The sequence below is a fragment of the Sphingomonas sp. SP4 genome, assembly GCF_058313375.1.
In genome coordinates this window covers 745,750-762,535 of sequence record NZ_JBZFLE010000001.1, presented here as the reverse complement: position 1 = coordinate 762,535, position 16,786 = coordinate 745,750, and the positions used below count along the sequence as shown (strand labels likewise).

Sequence of the window (16,786 nt, the reverse complement as noted above, 5' to 3'; positions counted from 1 at the left end):
CACGAACAGCGGCGCTTTTGCCGTGACTATTCGGCCGCGATTTGCGGCGGGTCTTCCTCGTCGGAACCGTGGAACGGGAAGACCTCAGCGCCCTCGCCTTCTGCATAGCGCGGCAGCGCTTCCACCGGCTGGAGAACTTCGATCTCCCGCCGGGTCGGCTCGATGTTGAGGTCGCGGAACTTGCGCGCAGTAACCAGCGAGCGGCCTTCAAAGCTGGCGACGAAGCTATTGTAATTGTTGACCGCCGTCGAAAGGCCACTGCCGACCTTGCGCATGTCGTCGGCTGCCTTTGCCAGGCGCTCGTAGAGTTCCTTGCCCAATTCGCCGATCTGCCGCGCTTCCTTGGCCAGCTTCTCCTGCCGCCACACAGCCGCGACTGTGCGCGCGATCGCAATTAGATTGGTCGGCGTGGCAAGGAGCACCTTCTTCTCGAAGGCATAGTCCCAAAGCGTCGAGTCCTGCTCGAGTGCCGCCGTCAGGAAGTGCTCGCCCGGGATGAACATTACGACATAGTCCGGCGCGTCCGGAAATTGCGCCCAATAAGCTTTGGCTCCGAGCGTATTCACATGCGTGCGGATCGCGCTTGCATGAGTCGCGAGATGCGCAGCCCGTTCCGTCTCATCCACCGAGCCGAAGGCATCCTGATAGGCGTTGAGCGAGACCTTGGCGTCGATCACCAGCGATTGGCCACCGGGCACCCGAACCACCACGTCCGGCCGTAGCCTTCCCTCCTCGCCAGCAATGCTGACTTCCGTCTCGAAGTCGCAATGTTCGGAGAGCCCGCAGGTCTCCAGCACGTTGCGAAGCTGCTGCTCGCCCCACCGCCCACGCGCCTTAGGTGCATTCCTGAGCGCATTCACCAATTTCGCGGCTTCGGCGGAGACGCGCTCCGTACCGCTGCGCATCGCCTCGATCTGGCCAGTGAGAAGCCCGAACTCCTTGCGGCGGTCCTCCTCGACCTTGGTAACCGTCTCCTCATAGCGCTGCAGGCGGTCATGGACCGGTTGGAGCAGAGCCTTGAGGTTGGTCCCGGCGCTTTCTTCCGACTGACGAAATCGCTGGTCTGCGCGCTCGAGGAACTGCTTCTGCGCCCCCTCGAGCAGCTTGCCGCCCACCTCGGCGAATTGAGCCGTCAGCGCCTCGCGCGCGGCGGTCAGCTCTGCAATTCGCTCTTCGAAAGCACGGTCACGCTCAGCCTGGGTTGCCCGCACGGCCGCCAGATCCTGGGCAGCACCCCGATTGGCGTCGCGCTCCTTTGCGACCTCGTTAAGCTGCATCCGAAGGTTTTCGACAGTCTGCTTCGCGCCCGCGCCTCCGCGACTGCCGAGCAGCCAGCCGATCACCGCCCCCACAGCCAAAGCACCAATGACGAACAACAAGACGGTCGCATTCATGACCGTTACCCCTCGGAACAAAGTGGGAACACTAACTCAGTTGAGGAGCAGTCTCAACCGCTTTCGAACTCGGCGAAAGCGCGACGGAGGTTTCAATCCACAGAAAAAGGAACGAAGGGGTAAGTTAGTTCGCTACGCTGGCACCGACGAGGAGGCCCAATGTCCATTCGCAAGATGATTGCCCTGCACCCCGACGTGCAGGGTCACGTGAACCAGCCGCTCGCCGATGCGGCGCACCACCTGATGTACTGCGCGCGCATGTGCCTTAGCTGCGCCGACGCCTGCGCAGCCGAAAAGATGGACATGCGCGAGTGTATTCGAACGTGCCTGGATTGCTCCGACGTCTGTGAGGCGACGGGCAAGCTGGCCGTCCGCCGCACGGGATCCAACGAACAGGTCCTCCGCGAAATGCTCGAACTTTGCGCCCGGGTCTGTGACGCGTGCGCGGCGGAATGTGAGAAGCACGATCACGAGCATTGCAAGCTCTGTGCGCAGATGTGTCGCGAATGCGCGGCCGATTGCCGTGTCGCCGCGGAGTCGATCGGCGGCTAGAAGTCCGTCCTTCCGAAGCGGGGAATTCCCTTGTTCTGGCCGGGCGGGTCCAGGGTCTTAACGTCCAGCTTAAGAGGTTCGCCGATCCAGTGAGCCAGGTTCGTGTGGTCGGCGAGATCGTCGTCGGTGAGCGGGTGAACTAGCGCCCGAAGGCCTGAGGCCTCTATGGCGGCAACAACCGCCGAGCGTGCCTCTTCGCGGAAATGCACTTCGAACTGGGGGATCGGATGCGGGCCTACGTCGCGATCGGTCATTCGCCCAACGAACAGGACCGCCGGGCGTCCGTCTGCAAAATTCGCATGCAGGGCTTGGGCGGCGGGCCGCTCGTCGTCGGAATAATAGATGTGGGCGTGGAAGGGAGCGCCGACGTCGCCCATGGGCAACTCAGGCCGCCGCTTTTTGCTGTTCTTTCCGCTGCTTGTTCAGCTTCTTGAGGATCATGTCTCGCTTCAGGCGCGACAGATGATCGATGAACAGCACGCCGTTCAGATGGTCCATCTCATGCTGCAGGCAGGTCGCCAGAAGGCCGGTGACCACTTCCTCGTGAGGCTTGCCGTCGAGGTCCAGCCAGCGGGCCTTGATGCGGTCGGGGCGATCCACTTCCGCATATTGGTCCGGCACCGACAGGCAGCCCTCGGTATAGGGAACGTCCTGGTCGGAGGTTTCGAGGATCTCGGGATTGATGAAGACGCGCGGGTCCTTGACCGGCTCTCCGCCCTCTTCCGTCGGCTCCTGCAGGTCGATCACGAGGATCCGCTGCGGGACGCCGACCTGGATCGCCGCCAGGCCGATACCCGGCGCGTCATACATCGTCTCGAACATGTCGGCGACGAGCGTGCGCACGCTCTCATCCACCGCCTCTACGGGCTTGGAGATCTCGCGCAGGCGCGGGTCGGGAACTTCAACGATCGGTCGAATGGCCATAGCTGCCAATATGGCAAATATGCCCTCGGTTTCAATCCGCTGGGGGTTCCCACAGCTCTATCGGGTTTCCCTCCGGATCGTGGATCCGGGCGAAGCGTCCGGTTGCGGGGTCGTCCCACTCGGGCTTGGTCGTTACGTCGAGGCCCGAACCGCGAAGCTTTTCCAGCAGTTCATCGAGGCCATCGACGCGGAGGTTCAGCATCCATTGGTGGTCGGCGCCGAAGTAATCGGTATCAGCCTTGAAGGGGGAGAAGACAGTCGTTCCTGCCTGCTGGTCCCACATACCCCAGTCGTTGCAGCCAATGCCGAGGTGCTCGCAGTACCATTTCTTGAGCGCATCCGGATCGCGCGCCCTGAAGAACAATCCGCCGATACCGGTGACCCGCATGATCCGCTCCTTCAAGCAATGGGACGGCGTGCGCGAAGCGCCTGCGCCAATGTTCCTTCGTCGAGATAGTCGAGCTCACCACCGACCGGAAGTCCGTGCGCCAACTGGCTGAGGCGGATAGGAAATCCTTCAAGGCGTTCGGCGACGTAGTGGGCAGTGGTCTGGCCCTCCAGGGTCGCATTCATGGCGAGAACGACCTCGTCGATGCCGCCCTTCGAAACGCGTCCCACGAGCTGGTCGATGGTGAGATCCTCGGGTCGAACGCCGTCGAGCGCAGACAAGCGACCTCCGAGCACGTGATACCGGCCGGGAAAGAGCCGTGAACGGTCGAGCGCCCAGAGATCAGCGACCTCCTCCACCACGCAAAGCGACTTATCGTCGCGGCGCGGGTCCGAGCAGATCGAACAGGGATCCGACGTGTCGACGTTGCCGCAGACTGAGCAGGTAGAGAGATTGTCGGCTACGTTCTGAAGAGCGCTGAGCAAAGGCTGCAACGCCGTCTCGCGCTTTTTCATCAGGTGCAGCACGGCACGGCGCGCCGACCGCGGGCCCAGCCCCGGTAGGCGCGCGAGCGCTTGGCTTAGTGCTTCGATTTCCTGACTGGCCACTCTGCTGTTGAGGTAGGCAATTCCGGCGGCTTTCGCCATAGGCGGCGCATGCGCATCGTCTTCATGGGATCGCCGGACTTCGCGGTGCCTAGCCTCAACGCTTTGATAGAGGCCGGGCACGAGGTGATCGCGGTCTATTCGCAGCCGCCGCGGCCGGCGGGGCGCGGAAAGGGCGATCGCAAGACTGCGGTGCACGAACGGGCGGAGAAGCTGGGTATCGAAGTAAGGACGCCGCGGACATTGCGGAACGAGGAGGAGCAAGCACGTTTCCGCGCGCTCGAGGCTGATCTGGCTGTAGTCGCTTCCTATGGCTTGATCCTGCCGAAGCCGATCCTGGAAGCGCCGAAGGACGGATCCGTGAACGTCCATGCGTCGCTGCTTCCGCGCTGGCGGGGGGCGGCACCGATCCAGCGCGCGATCCTGGCGGGCGATGAGACGACAGGCGTCACGATCATGCAGATGGATGAGGGGCTGGATACCGGCCCGATGCTGCTGATGCGCGAGCTCGACATTCGCGGCAAGAATGCTGGGCAAGTTACGGAAGAACTTGCCGAACTGGGCGCGGAAGCGCTGATTGAGTGGCTTAAAGATCCGACGCCTCCGAAGCCGCAGCCCGAGGAGGGCGTCACTTACGCTTCAAAGGTCGACAAGGCTGAGACACGGATCGACTGGACCCAATCCGCAGAGCAAGTTGAGCGCCAGGTCCGCGCCTTTGCACCATCACCAGGTGCCTGGTTTGAAGTCGCCGGTGAACGCATTCGTCTGCTTGAGGCGAAGGCCGAACAAGGGGGTTCGGGCAATGCCGGCGAGGTTCTGGACGATGCTTTGACCATTGCCGGTACCTCAGGGGTCATCCGACCAGTGAAAGTACAGCGCGCCGGACGTGGAGTGATGCGCACGGCCGAGCTTCTGCGCGGCTTCGCAATTCCCAAGGGCACCGTCCTCGCGTGACCCGCTGGCGGCTGACGATCGAATATGATGGCGGGCCCTTCATGGGCTGGCAGCGCCAGGACCACGGCCCTTCCGTCCAGCAGACGCTTGAGGAAGCGCTGGAGCGGATGACAGGCGAAAAGGCGGTCTTCACGGCGGCTGGGCGCACCGATGCGGGCGTCCACGCCCTGGCCATGCCCACTCACGTGGATGTGGCGAAGTCGCTAACACCGCATCGCCTGCGCGAAGGGCTGAATGCCTTGGTGCGCCCTCACCCGATCTCCGCTCTCGAGGTGGCTGAGGTGCCGGATGACTGGCATGCGCGCTTTTCATGTGTGGGCCGGAGCTACCGCTATCGCATCCTGAATCGGCGCGCGCCGCCGGCCCTCGATGTTGGCCGGGTGTGGCATATCGCCGTGGCGCTGGATGTCGACGCGATGCAGGAAGCCGCGGCAATGCTCGTTGGCCGCCACGACTTCACGACCTTCCGATCGGTCCATTGTCAGTCGGACAGCCCGGTGAAGACACTCGATCGGCTGGACGTCCAGCGCGTGGGGGAAGAGATCCATATCGAGGCCGCGGCGCGCAGCTTTCTCCACCATCAGGTGCGCTCGATGGTCGGTTGCCTCGCACTTGTTGGTCGAGGCCAATGGCAGCCGGAGGACATTCGCAAAGCGCTAGAAGCGCGAGATCGTGCTGCTCTCGGCCTCAATGCCCCGTCACACGGTCTCTATTTCGTTGACGCCGTCTATCCCTAGACCATGATCTCGCGAGCTGGCGGACGGCTTTCCCAGCCCTGAGGGCTCGCCGAGAGCGCGTAGGCGCCCGCGCAGAAGATGGCGATCAGATCGCCCGGCACCGCATGCGGAAGCATGACCTCGTCGCCGAAGACGTCATGCGGCGTTGCAAGGCAGCCGGTGACGGTGACCTGCTCCTCCGGCGGTACGCCGAAGCGGTTGGCCACGGCGATGGGGAAGTTCGCGTGGCCTCGCTCGAGGAGGCAACCGGTCGCTCCCAGCAGATGATGGCCGCCGCCGTCGGTGGTGAGGAAGGTCTCGCCGCAGCTGTCGGTATGGTCGATGACCCGCATCACGTAGACGCCAGCCTCAGCGACGAGCCAGCGGCCCAGCTCAAGCGACAGCCTCGTCGTAGCAAGCAGTTCAGGGCCGTTGCACACCGTCTCATGCAGTGCAGTCGCCATCCGGTAGACATCGATCGGCTGCTCGCCCGGGAAGCAGGGCACGTCGAAGCCGCCACCGAGGTTCAGTTCGGGGAGCGGCCGGTCGATGACCCGCGAGATGTCTCCTGCGCAGGCGATGATGGCCTTGTGGGCCTCGATCAGGGCGGAATCGTCCAGGCATTGGGCTGCCGCGAAGATGTGAAGGCCCCGCCAGTCGACACCGGCCTCGATCAAGCCTTCGACCAGCGCCGGCACTCGCTCCGCATCCACGCCGAAGGGGCTGGGCCGCGCACCGATGGTGAGACGACCATGCTCGAGCGAGAAAGGCGGGTTCACGCGCACCGCGAGCCTTGGCTGAATGCCCAGGCGCTCGCCCACGCGAATGGCGCGGGCGGCCTCGCCCTCGCTTTCGACGCTGATCGTGGCGCCCGCTTCGATCCCCGCTTCCAGCTCATCGTCCGTCTTGCCTGGTCCTGCGAACGTCATGCCGATGCCTGCAAGACCTGCGCGCTTCAAATGCTCCAGCTCGCCCCGTGAAACGACGCGGAAGCCGTCGACATACCGCCCAAGGAAGTTGAGCAGTGGCTCGTAAGGGTTTGCAGTGACGGAATAATATATGGCGAGCCCATCCGGCATCGCTGCTCGGAGCGCCGCAATCTGCCCGCCGATGATATTGTTGTCGTAGACGAATAGCGGCGTGCCGCCGGCTTCCTCGATGATCTCGGCGACGCTGAGGGCGCCGATCACGAGTTGGCTGTCTTCGTTGGCGTAAAAATGTGGCGGGATCGGACCCGTCGGCTTCATTCAGCGCCCCCCAGCTGAGTCACTCCGCGGCTATTGCCTCATATTCCATGGCGGCCAGATATTTTTCCGCGTCCAGCGCGGCCATGCAACCCGTCCCGGCCGCGGTGACCGCCTGGCGGTAGATCTTGTCCATCACGTCGCCGCAGGCGAACACGCCAGGGATGCTGGTGCGCGTCGTGCCCGGTTCGACCTTAATGTAGCCGTCCTCGTCCAGGTCGAGCTTGCCGACGAACAGCTCAGTCGCGGGCTTGTGGCCGATCGCGACGAAAGCGCCCTCTACGGGCAATCGCGTGATCTCCCCAGTGATGCGGTTGCGAATGTCGAGGCCGACCAAAGCCTCGGGATCGCCGCCACCGACGAACTCGGCGACTTCCGAATCCCAGATGATCTTGATGTTCTCGTGCGCGAACAACCGGTCCTGCAGAATCTTCTCCGCCCGAAGCGAATCGCGGCGATGGATCAAGGTGACGTCGTGGCTGTGGTTGGTGAGGTATAGCGCTTCTTCGACCGCGGTATTGCCGCCGCCGATCACTGCCACTCGCTTGCCCCGATAGAAGAAGCCGTCGCAGGTCGCGCACGCCGAGGCGCCCCTGCCCTTCATATGCTCTTCCGAAGGCAGGTTTAGCCACTTCGCCTGGGCGCCGGTGGCGATTACCAAGGCGTCAGCGAAATATTGTGTACCGCCGTCGCCGACGAGCCGGAATGGCCGCCGCGAAAGATCGACTTCGGTGATGTGATCCCAGATGATCTTCGTGCCGACATGCTCGGCCTGGGCCTGCATCTCCTCCATCAGCCAGGGACCCTGAATGACGTCGCGGAAGCCGGGATAATTTTCGACGTCCGTGGTGGTCGTGAGCTGGCCGCCCGGCTGAATGCCCTGGATCACGATGGGCATCATGCCTGCACGCGCCGCATAGATGGCGGCGGTATAACCAGCCGGTCCGGAGCCGAGCACGGCCACGCGCGTAGAAATGCTGTTGGTCATGCCACAGCATCTAGGCGGCGTGACGCCGCGCCGCAATGTCAGCGTGTTACCAGAAGTTTAAACCGTGCGACGGCCTGCGATGAAGTTCCAAATCAGCACGATGATGCCGATCACAAGCAGCAGGTGAATCAGGCCGCCCGCGACATGGAACGCGAAGAAGCCGAGCGCCCACAGAATGAGCAGGATGATAGCGATCGTCAGAAGCATGGGTGTTTCCTCCAGGGATACGCCCGCGTAACGGACCTGCAGGAACACTGTTCCAAGGACTAAATTAAATCAGACCAGCCTGCTCTGCTTGACCGCAGCCTCGATGAAGCTGGCGAAGAGCGGATGCGGCTCGAAGGGCCGGCTCTTCAGCTCCGGATGGAACTGCACGCCGACGAACCAGGGGTGGTCGGGACGCTCGACGATCTCGGGCAATTCGCCATCCGGTGACATGCCCGAGAAGAGCAGACCGGTTCTCTCGAGCTTGTCCTTGTAGTGGATGTTCACCTCGTAGCGATGGCGGTGCCGTTCGCTGATGTTGTCCGTCCCGTAGATCGAATGGACGACGCTGTTGCCGGTCAGCTTGGCCGGATAAGCACCGAGGCGCATCGTGCCGCCAAGGTCGCCGCCAGCGGCCCGGGTCTGCAAGCCCTCCTCGCTCATCCATTCGGTGATGAGGCCGACGACCGGCTCTGGCGTCTCGCCGAACTCGGTCGTTGAAGCTTCGGCGATACCAGCTTGGTTACGGGCTGCTTCTATGCAGGCCATTTGCATGCCGAGACAGATGCCGAAGAAGGGGATTTCGCGCTCGCGGGCGAACTTCACGCTGGCGATCTTGCCCTCGCTGCCCCGCTCGCCGAACCCCCCGGGGACGAGGATGCCATGAAGCGGCTCGAGCTCAGCCATGACTTCCGAGCCGTCATGCTCGAACAGCTCAGCGTCGATCCACTGGATGTGGACCTTGGCGTGGTTCGAGATGCCGCCGTGAATCAGCGCCTCGCGAAGGCTCTTATACGCGTCGGGAAGGCCCACGTATTTGCCGACCACGCCGATCGTAACTTCGCTGTCGTAATGGTCGATGCGGTCCATCACTTCGTTCCAGCGGCTCATGTCCGGCTTGGGCGCGTCCTCGATCCCGAAGGCGTAGAGCACTTCGTCGTCGAGCCCTGCTTCGTGATACTGGAGCGGCACGTCGTAGATGTTGCGCGCGTCGAGCGCGGGGATGACGGCCGATTTCCGGACGTTGCAGAAGAGCGCAATCTTCTCGCGCTCCGATTCCGGCAACGGCCGGTCGCAGCGGCAGAGCAGCACTTCGGGCTGAACGCCGAGGCTCGATAGTTCGCGCACCGACTGCTGGGTCGGTTTGGTCTTCAGCTCGCCCGCGGCATTGATCCACGGAACAAGCGTGGTGTGTACGCTCACCGAGTTGCCGCGGCCGAGGTCGTTCCTCAGCTGCCGGATCGATTCGATGAAGGGCAAGCTCTCGATATCGCCGACGGTTCCGCCGATCTCACAGATCACGAAGTCGCAGCCGTCGACGTCTGCGATCGCGAATTCCTTGATGGCGTTGGTCACGTGCGGAATGACCTGGACAGTCGCGCCGAGATAATCGCCGCGCCGTTCGCGCGCGATGATGTCGCGGTAAATACGACCCGTGGTGATGTTGTCGGACTGCTTCGACGAAACGCCAGTGAAACGTTCGTAGTGACCGAGGTCGAGATCGGTCTCCGCGCCGTCGTCGGTCACATAGACTTCGCCGTGCTGGTAAGGCGACATCGTGCCCGGATCTACGTTGAGATACGGGTCAAATTTACGAATGCGGACCTTGTAGCCACGCGCCTGGAGAAGCGCCCCCAAAGAGGCGGAGAGAAGACCTTTTCCGAGCGATGAGACCACGCCGCCGGTGACAAAAACGAACCGCGCCATGGGAGTTGAGGCTTAGGGATGTTGTGCGCGGGTGCGCAACCCGCGCGGCAAAAAAAGTTTGTGCGCCGCCGAATTATTGGGCGAGCGGAACAGCCGGCGCCTGTTGGTTGGCAGGAGCCTGCGCGGGCTGGCCAGGAGCCGTCGTCGGTTGCACAGGCTGCGACTGCTCGACCGGCATTGCCTTGTTCACGCGCGACGTATCGATCTTCACCGGCTCGCGCGTCGCTCCGGCAATCGCCGCCATCACGATCGACAGGATGATGAACGTTCCGCCCAGGATCGAGGTCGAGCGCGTCAGGAAGTCCGCTGCGCCGCGGGCAGTCATGAAGCCCGAAGAGCTTCCGCCGACGCCGAGGCCGCCGCCTTCGGAACGCTGCATCAGGATGACGCTGATGAGCGCGATAGCGACGAGGGTTTGGACGATCAGCAGAAATTCAAACATCGGATTCTTTCGGGAAAAAAGGTGCGCGGCGCCCTTACCGGGCACCGCGCGCCTGTTCAACCAGCTTACTTCTTCGGCTTGGCCGGAGTAGTCGCGCTATCGGCCGGCTTGGCCGGAAGCTGCGAAGCGTGAATGCCCGCCGTGACCGTGCCGTCCGTGTTGCCACGAACACCCGTCTTGCCGACCTGGATCTTCTGACCCGACGGAAGGGCAATCACCACCCCGGCGTCGGTGACCGAATCGATCTTGCCGATTTCGACACCGTCCATGTCCTTGACCTTCGCGCCGGCAGCAATCGCGGCGTTGGTCGCGGCCTGGTTCTTTTCGATCTCGGCATTCAGCTCCGCCTGGGTCATGCCAAGCACCAGCTTGCCCGCGTTGGGCGCAAAGCTTGCCTTCGGGATGAGCGTTTCGTGCTTGTCGGTCTTGATCAGCAGATTATCGCCCTGAACGGCCGACACCGTGCCAACTACAGCGCCAGTCTTTGAATCGACCACCTGCATGCCTGGAGCAATCGCCTGCGCGAAGGCCGGGGCCGAAAGCGCCAGAACGGAAGAAGCAACAATGACAGAAATCAACCGCATCTTTTTCCTCTTTTCCTAACCGAATCAGATAGTAGCACGCGCCGCGCAAGCGTGCCTGAACAAAGGTTCAGCTCCGTGCCGCAGCTGCCGCGACGATGGGGATGAAGTCCTTGGCGGTGAGGCTTGCTCCCCCAACGAGCGCGCCGTCGACGTCGGCTATAGCGAAGATCTCGTCGGCGTTCGATGCCTTCACCGAGCCACCGTAGAGGACGCGAATCTGTGCGCCGCGGTCGGCAAAACGGTTCTGCAGTTTGTCGCGGATCGCTGCGTGCATTTCCGCAATCTCTTCGATAGTCGGGATCTTGCCCGTTCCGATCGCCCAGATCGGTTCGTAAGCGATAGCGAGATCGGCTTCATCAGACAGACTGTCCGGGAGCGAACCGTCGAGCTGACCCAGCACGGTCTCAACCGCCTTGCCGGCTTCCCGTATCTCGATGCTCTCACCGACACATAGAATGACGTCGAGGCCCACCGATAATGCGGCCTCGGCCTTTGCCTTCACGTCTGCGTCGCTTTCGCGCTGGGCATCGCGCCGTTCGGAGTGGCCGACGATCGTAAGGGTCGCTCCTGCGTCCCGGAGCATGAATGCCGACGTACAACCCGTGTGCGCACCCTTTTCGGCAAAGTGGACGTCCTGCCCGCCGATGGGGAACCCCGGAACGGAACGGGCCGCCCGCTCGATCAGGATTGACGGCACGCAAAGCGCAACATCGACTTGCGGATATTGCCGCGACTCTTCCGCAATTGCCTCGACTTCGACAAGGTCGGACGAAAGCCCATGCATCTTCCAATTGCCCGCAACGAACTTCTTCAGCGCCATCCGCACTCCCCTGCTACCGACGGGCACGTAGCCGCCGCGCCTTGATGCTCGCAAGGCTGCCCCCTAAAGCTGCCCGCCAACTTCTTCCCATCCTGACGGAATCTCGATGCTCTCTTTCTTTCGCCGCGTCTCCAAATCGAAGGTCGGTACCTGGATCATGGCGGCGGTCCTCATCGCCATCCTCGCCGGTTTCGCGATTGCGGACATTTCGAATTTCGGCTCCGGAAACATCGGCTTCGGCGGGATGGGCAGCACGACTCTCGCGAAGGCCGGGAACCAGACGATCGGCGAGCGTGAAATGAGCGAGCAGATGCAGCGCCGGCTGCAGGACGCTCGGGCTCAAAATCCCAACGCGGATTATTCGAGCATCGCGGGCGACTTCGAAGCGCTACTGAACTCCTTGATCGATGAGCGTGCATTGATCGCCTTTGCTGACAAGGTGGGTTTCCGTTTTTCGAAGGCGATGATCGATGCTGAGATCGCTCAGCTTCCGCAGGCGAAGGGCCTTAATGGCCAGGTTACGACAGAGAGCTATCAGCAGTTCCTCGCCCGACAGCGGCTGACCGATGCGCAAGTCCGCGAGATCATCTCCGCGGGCATGCTTCAGCGTCTGCTGATAACGCCCGTGGCGGCAGAGGGCCGTGTACCTGTGGGAATGGCGACGCCTTACGCCAATATGATGCTGGAGGCCCGCGAGGGTGAAGCCATCGCCGTGCCCGTCGACCCGTTCAAGGTCGGCCTCAAACCGACGGATGCCCAGCTCCAGCAATTCTACACACAGAACCGCAACCGCTACATGATCCCGGAGCAGCGCGTTCTCCGCATGGCGACAATTGGCCCCGAGCAGGTCGCTGGTGCCGACGCGACTCCGCAGGAGATCGAAGCCTATTACAACAAGAACCAAGCGACCTATGGCGCCAAGGAGACACGGAACCTGAGCCAGGTCACCGTTCCGGACCAGGCGACTGCGAACGCCATCGCGGGCCGCACAAAGAGCGGACAGTCGCTGGCTGCAGCCGCGGCTCCTGCCGGCAGCAATGCTGCGGTTACTACGCTCAATGCGCAGACCAAGCAGGCCTATGCCTCGGTTGCCGGTGACAAGACTGCCGCGGCAGTGTTCGGCGCCGCTTCAGGAGCAGTCGTCGGTCCCATCCAATCGGATTTCGGCTGGGTCGTGGTGAAGGTGGAGTCGGTAAAGGCCGAAGGCGGCAAGACTCTCGCCCAGGCCACCCCGGAAATCGCGACCAAGCTCAACGCAGACAAGCACAAGGCAGCGATCGAGGACATTGTCGACAAGCTTCAGAATGCGGTCGACGACGGTCACAATTTCGCCGAAGCGGCAGCAGGCTCGAACCTGCCCGTCACGACAACGCCGCTGATCAAGGCCGATGGCACCTCGCGGACTGACGCCAATTTCAAGCTTCCGGCCAATCTTGCTCCGGCCGTGAAGACCGGCTTCGAGATTGCACCGAACGATCCGCCCGAGCTCGTCGCGATGCCTGACAATGCCGGCTACATCTTCGTGTCGCCGGCCCAGGTCGTCGCCGCGGCCCCCGCGCCGCTTGCGAGCATTCGCGAGCAGGTGACGACGGACTGGATCAACGACCAGGCACTCGAGCGCGCTCGCAAGACCGCTGACGCCATCTCGGCGAAGGCATCTCAAGGAATGTCGCTCGCGGATGCGGCAAAGCAGGCGGGCGTTTCCCTGCCACCAGTGATGCCGGTCGCGGCGCGGCGCATCCAGATCGTGCAGGCGGGCGGCCAAGTGCCGGCGCCACTCCGGGTTCTCTTCTCGCTCGCTCAGGGCAAGAGCCGTGTCGGTGGCGATCCTCAGGCCCGCGGGTTCTTCGTCGTGAAGGTGAATAAGATCACGCCAGGCAATGCGATGCTTCAGCCCGCGCTGATCGCGCGCATGCAGACCGAGCTTCAGCAGGCAACGTCGGAAGATTATGCGCGCCAGTTCCTGGCGGCGATCCGCGCCGACGTGAAGGTGAAGCGCAACGACAGCGCGATTAACGCTTTGAAGACGCGGCTGGTGACCGGCAGCAACTAATCGTTCGCTGCTTGACGGCGATTCGTTTGTTGCCTACACGTTCTCCGTTCGTTCTTACGGGGGAGTGACCGCCGATGCTCACCGCCAAGCAGCGTGAATTGCTGCTCTTCATCGACAGTCGTCTGAAGGAGAGCGGAATTTCGCCCAGCTTCGACGAGATGCGCGAAGCATTGGACCTCAAGTCTAAATCCGGCGTGCACCGCCTGATCTCCGCACTGGAAGAGCGCGGGTTCATTCGCCGCCTGCCCAACCGCGCTCGGGCGCTGGAGGTGGTGAAGCTGCCGGAGACCACGCCAAGCGCTACAGTCACGCCGATCCGGCCCGTCACCGCGGCGCCCGCAAACGACACCATGGAGATCCCGCTGCATGGCCGGATTGCAGCCGGCACGCCGATCGAGGCTTTGCAGGGCACGGAGAGCTTTGCGGTCCCAGCAGCGCTTCTCGGTCCCGGCGAGCATTACGCTCTCGAAGTGTCGGGAGATTCAATGGTCGAGGAAGGCATTCTCGACGGTGATTTCGCCCTGATCCGGAAGGTCGATACGGCACGTGATGGCGAGATCGTCGTGGCGCTGATCGACAATGAAGAAGCGACCCTGAAGACGTACCGCCGCGAAGGTCGCATGATCCGGCTCGACCCGGCCAACAGCCGCTACGACCCGCAGCGCTATGAAGAAGGCCGTGTGCAGATCCAGGGCCGCCTGGCTGGCCTAATCCGGCGTTACTGACATGGCTGACGCTCGGATCGATTATGTCGAGCTGCCCAGCGCGACGGCGCACGAACTCACGCGGGCTTTTTACTCCAAGGCGTTCGGCTGGACGTTTACGGATTACGGACCGACTTACTCGGCGACTACCAACGGGACGACGGACGTTGGTTTGCAGGGCGATCCGGAGGAAGCGTTATCATCACTCCTACCGGTCATTCGGGTCGAGGACCTCGACGCTGCGTTCGACGCCGTCAGCAAGGCTGGCGGGGTGATCGCAAAGCCGATTTTCAGCTTTCCTGGTGGGCGCCGCTTCCACTTCATCGACCCCTCGGGAAGCGAACTCGCGGTCTGGAGCGAGCGCTAGCGTCGGCTTTCAGCCCACGGATGGGCGCCGACGCGCTCGGCGACGCTATCCACGCGCGGCTCCTTGCCTAGGTAGACTGCTAGACCCCCGGTCCGCGAGAGCATTCCGCGGTCCAGCTTGAGCCATCTTGGCGTACACCCACGCGGGAGGCGGCGATCAGAGACGGCAACGTCTGCCGCTGAGCAGGCGGTGGTCAGCGCCTGCCAGTCAATCTGATAGGCCGAGCGAGTAGCAAGCAGGCGCCATTCGGTGGGCGGCTTCCTGATCGAGGCGACACAGGCATCTTTCGAGCAATGGCTGAAGGACCGTGAACCAAGGTCATCGACGTCCCCGTCGAACCCTGATGCCTCGGCCAGCAGGTCGCGGATGTAATCGCCCGCTCGATCGCGCAGGATAAGCGGCGTACCGTCCACGCTGACGACCGCCAGATGCCGCCCGTCACCCGTGAGCAGAATGTCGGGCGCAGGGGCCAGCGCGGCGCCGATTGCCCCGATCACAAACGGCGCAATGCCGAACAATCTCAGCCGCGTATTCCAGAGACAGAGCCAGATTCCGCCCGCGATCATCAGGCCGAATGCCCAGACGGGCATGGATGGAAGCGTGGCAACGGCGCCCTTCGCGGACGACACCATGTGCGCGAGGCGAAGCAATGCACCGACCGCGATGTCGGTAAGGAACCAGAGCGGCCTCCCCAACCCCACAACATCGAGCAACAGCGCTCCCGCTTCGAGCGGCATGATCACGAAGGTGGTGAGCGGAATTGCGACGATATTGGCCCCGACGCCGTACAGGCCGGAGCGGTGGAAATGGAACAAGGCCATCGGGATCAGCGCCAGCTCGACAGCTATGCCGGTCGCGACGGTCGCAAGCGTTGCGCGAGTGAGGCCTGCAAGGATGCCCTCCTCCCGCCGCTCGAACAATTTTCGAGACCATGAGATGGAGTGGAGCGCCACGATTGCAGTAACGGCCGCGAAGCTCATCTGAAAGCTGGGACCCGCAAGTGCTTCGGGGCGGAACGTCAGGACGACCAACGCACCTGCGGCAATCAGCCTGATGCTGATCGCCTCCCGCCCGAGGGCGATGCCCAAGAGGATCAGCAGCGCCGCCACGCAGCTTCGTACCGTAGGCACCTGCGCGCCGGTGAGAAGCGTGTATCCGATGCCCGCCGCAGCGGCCACGCCCGCGGAGACCAGCACGAGGTTGAACCGCAGTGCCAACCGCTCGCTCAAGGCAAGCAGCTTGAGACTCAGGAACATGGCAAAGGCGACGGCGGCAGCGATGTGGAGGCCGCTCACGGAGAGAAGATGGGTGAGGCCGCTCCGCCGCATTGCCTCGGCATCGTCCTGGTCCACCGCATTCTGGTCGCCCGTAGCAAGCGCGATGGCGATCCCGGACGCATTCGACGGGAGCCGTTCAAAGATATGTTCTCGAAGGCTCGTACGGACCTTGTCGAGCCCTCGCGGCTCGGCCGGCCTATCTACCTGGATCTCGCCGAGTGTTTTCCCGACGGCTCCGATACCCTTGAACCACGCGTCGCGGGCGAAGTCGTAGGTCCCGGGCAATGCCATGGGCGGCGGCGGCGCTAGCCGCGCTCGGGCTCGGATCTGAGCGCCGGGGGCAACGCCCGGCGGCAGCTTGTCATCGTCAACGGAGACGCGAATCAGCGGCGGCAACCCGGGATCGTTCGTCTTCAGCAGCAGGCGCGTACTTTGCTTCGCAGCCAGATGGTCGACGGACTGCACCTTTCCGCTTACTTCCGCGACGACCGGCCTACCGAGCCGCGGCTGCTCGACCCAGAGGGCGCGCGCCCAAACAAGCGTGCATCCGATCGTCGCCGCGAGTGCGAACCAGCCCAGCGCCCTGCCCGCTCGACCTTCCTTGAACAGAAATCCCGCGATCGAGACCGCTGCGCCCAGGCACAGAAACGCGAGCCAGCCATTCTGGCCATCGATCGTGAACCAGGCCGCAATGCCGGTGCCGAAGCCTACGACCACCCAAGGCGGAAGCTGGGCGCGCTCCGCCTCGAGCAGCCCTTCGAGCTCCCCGTTCCACTCGGCAAAACGCGCCTTCCAAAGCTTCCGAGCACGCTGTGGCAGAGGCGCACCCGCTATGTTAGGGGCGCTCGTCCGTTGCATTGCAG

The 16,786-nt window shown here is 63.1% G+C and carries 19 protein-coding genes; 6 read left to right on the top strand and 13 right to left on the bottom strand.

Translation table 11 applies throughout. The features are described from left to right. Nucleotides 1–26 precede the first annotated feature (26 nt). Nucleotides 27–1,394, bottom strand: a complete 1,368-nt coding sequence (locus tag AC4GYV_RS03905) for a DNA recombination protein RmuC (RefSeq protein ID WP_491099346.1) — start codon at nucleotides 1,392–1,394, stop codon at nucleotides 27–29. Between the two features lie 159 nt (nucleotides 1,395–1,553). Here AC4GYV_RS03905 and AC4GYV_RS03900 point away from each other — a divergent pair, with 159 nt between their 5' ends. Continuing rightward, the gene (locus tag AC4GYV_RS03900; RefSeq protein WP_491099345.1) at nucleotides 1,554–1,946 is read left to right on the top strand and encodes a four-helix bundle copper-binding protein; all 393 of its coding nucleotides are present in this window, start codon (nucleotides 1,554–1,556) and stop codon (nucleotides 1,944–1,946) included. Here the strand turns inward: AC4GYV_RS03900 and AC4GYV_RS03895 are convergent. The 4 genes from AC4GYV_RS03895 to recR are packed head-to-tail and all read right to left on the bottom strand — an operon-like array spanning nucleotide 1,943 to nucleotide 3,866. Then, nucleotides 1,943–2,323, bottom strand: coding sequence for a DOPA 4,5-dioxygenase family protein (locus AC4GYV_RS03895; protein WP_491099344.1), 381 nt, complete (start codon nucleotides 2,321–2,323; stop codon nucleotides 1,943–1,945). The genes AC4GYV_RS03900 and AC4GYV_RS03895 overlap by 4 nt on opposite strands. A 7-nt stretch (nucleotides 2,324–2,330) precedes the next feature. Then, nucleotides 2,331–2,870, bottom strand: coding sequence for a peptide deformylase (def, locus tag AC4GYV_RS03890; RefSeq protein ID WP_491099343.1), 540 nt, complete (start codon nucleotides 2,868–2,870; stop codon nucleotides 2,331–2,333). Between the two features lie 31 nt (nucleotides 2,871–2,901). Beyond that, nucleotides 2,902–3,258, bottom strand: coding sequence for a VOC family protein (locus tag AC4GYV_RS03885; RefSeq protein WP_491099342.1), 357 nt, complete (start codon nucleotides 3,256–3,258; stop codon nucleotides 2,902–2,904). A gap of 11 nt (nucleotides 3,259–3,269) precedes the next feature. Next, entirely contained in the window at nucleotides 3,270–3,866 is a 597-nt protein-coding gene (recR, locus tag AC4GYV_RS03880; RefSeq protein WP_491100383.1) for a recombination mediator RecR, read from the bottom strand. Between the two features lie 48 nt (nucleotides 3,867–3,914). On the opposite strand from recR, the gene fmt reads away from it, so the two are divergent. Together fmt and truA are read left to right on the top strand one after the other, a co-directional pair. Continuing rightward, nucleotides 3,915–4,817 (top strand): methionyl-tRNA formyltransferase, encoded by a 903-nt coding sequence (gene fmt, locus AC4GYV_RS03875; protein ID WP_491099341.1) that lies wholly within the window; start codon nucleotides 3,915–3,917, stop codon nucleotides 4,815–4,817. Beyond that, complete coding sequence (gene truA, locus AC4GYV_RS03870) at nucleotides 4,814–5,554, top strand: tRNA pseudouridine(38-40) synthase TruA (protein WP_491099340.1); 741 nt, start codon at nucleotides 4,814–4,816, stop codon at nucleotides 5,552–5,554. The genes fmt and truA overlap by 4 nt, the downstream gene beginning before the upstream one ends. On the opposite strand, the gene AC4GYV_RS03865 is transcribed toward truA, so the two are convergent. The 7 genes from AC4GYV_RS03865 to tpiA all read right to left on the bottom strand — a co-directional run bounded on the left by AC4GYV_RS03865 (nucleotide 5,551) and on the right by tpiA (nucleotide 11,522). Next, nucleotides 5,551–6,780 (bottom strand): type III PLP-dependent enzyme domain-containing protein, encoded by a 1,230-nt coding sequence (locus tag AC4GYV_RS03865; protein WP_491099339.1) that lies wholly within the window; start codon nucleotides 6,778–6,780, stop codon nucleotides 5,551–5,553. The two genes, truA and AC4GYV_RS03865, sit on opposite strands and share 4 nt — an antisense overlap. A 19-nt stretch (nucleotides 6,781–6,799) precedes the next feature. Next, nucleotides 6,800–7,765, bottom strand: a complete 966-nt coding sequence (gene trxB / locus AC4GYV_RS03860; protein WP_491099338.1) for a thioredoxin-disulfide reductase — start codon at nucleotides 7,763–7,765, stop codon at nucleotides 6,800–6,802. Between the two features lie 57 nt (nucleotides 7,766–7,822). Then, the gene (locus AC4GYV_RS03855; protein WP_491099337.1) at nucleotides 7,823–7,972 is read right to left on the bottom strand and encodes a lmo0937 family membrane protein; all 150 of its coding nucleotides are present in this window, start codon (nucleotides 7,970–7,972) and stop codon (nucleotides 7,823–7,825) included. Between the two features lie 69 nt (nucleotides 7,973–8,041). Continuing rightward, complete coding sequence (gene pyrG / locus AC4GYV_RS03850) at nucleotides 8,042–9,676, bottom strand: CTP synthase (RefSeq protein ID WP_491099336.1); 1,635 nt, start codon at nucleotides 9,674–9,676, stop codon at nucleotides 8,042–8,044. Between the two features lie 73 nt (nucleotides 9,677–9,749). Beyond that, the gene (gene secG, locus AC4GYV_RS03845) at nucleotides 9,750–10,118 is read right to left on the bottom strand and encodes a preprotein translocase subunit SecG (RefSeq protein ID WP_491099335.1); all 369 of its coding nucleotides are present in this window, start codon (nucleotides 10,116–10,118) and stop codon (nucleotides 9,750–9,752) included. A 65-nt stretch (nucleotides 10,119–10,183) separates the two neighbouring features. Beyond that, on the bottom strand, nucleotides 10,184–10,702 hold the full coding sequence (locus AC4GYV_RS03840) for a hypothetical protein (protein WP_491099334.1): 519 nt from the start codon (nucleotides 10,700–10,702) through the stop codon (nucleotides 10,184–10,186). Nucleotides 10,703–10,769: 67 nt separating this feature from the next. Continuing rightward, nucleotides 10,770–11,522, bottom strand: coding sequence for a triose-phosphate isomerase (tpiA, locus tag AC4GYV_RS03835; RefSeq protein WP_491099333.1), 753 nt, complete (start codon nucleotides 11,520–11,522; stop codon nucleotides 10,770–10,772). Between the two features lie 106 nt (nucleotides 11,523–11,628). On the opposite strand from tpiA, the gene AC4GYV_RS03830 reads away from it, so the two are divergent. From AC4GYV_RS03830 to AC4GYV_RS03820, 3 genes are all read left to right on the top strand, one after another. Beyond that, nucleotides 11,629–13,575 carry a peptidylprolyl isomerase gene (locus AC4GYV_RS03830; protein ID WP_491099332.1) on the top strand — a complete coding sequence of 649 codons (1,947 nt, stop codon included), beginning with the start codon at nucleotides 11,629–11,631 and terminating at the stop codon, nucleotides 13,573–13,575. A 74-nt stretch (nucleotides 13,576–13,649) separates the two neighbouring features. Then, complete coding sequence (gene lexA / locus AC4GYV_RS03825) at nucleotides 13,650–14,300, top strand: transcriptional repressor LexA (protein WP_491099331.1); 651 nt, start codon at nucleotides 13,650–13,652, stop codon at nucleotides 14,298–14,300. Nucleotide 14,301: 1 nt separating this feature from the next. Next, nucleotides 14,302–14,646: a VOC family protein gene (locus AC4GYV_RS03820; RefSeq protein ID WP_491099330.1), complete on the top strand. Its 345-nt coding sequence runs from the start codon at nucleotides 14,302–14,304 to the stop codon at nucleotides 14,644–14,646. Here AC4GYV_RS03820 and AC4GYV_RS03815 read toward each other — a convergent pair. Then, nucleotides 14,643–16,781: a ComEC/Rec2 family competence protein gene (locus AC4GYV_RS03815; RefSeq protein ID WP_491099329.1), complete on the bottom strand. Its 2,139-nt coding sequence runs from the start codon at nucleotides 16,779–16,781 to the stop codon at nucleotides 14,643–14,645. The genes AC4GYV_RS03820 and AC4GYV_RS03815 overlap by 4 nt on opposite strands. Nucleotides 16,782–16,786 lie beyond the last annotated feature (5 nt).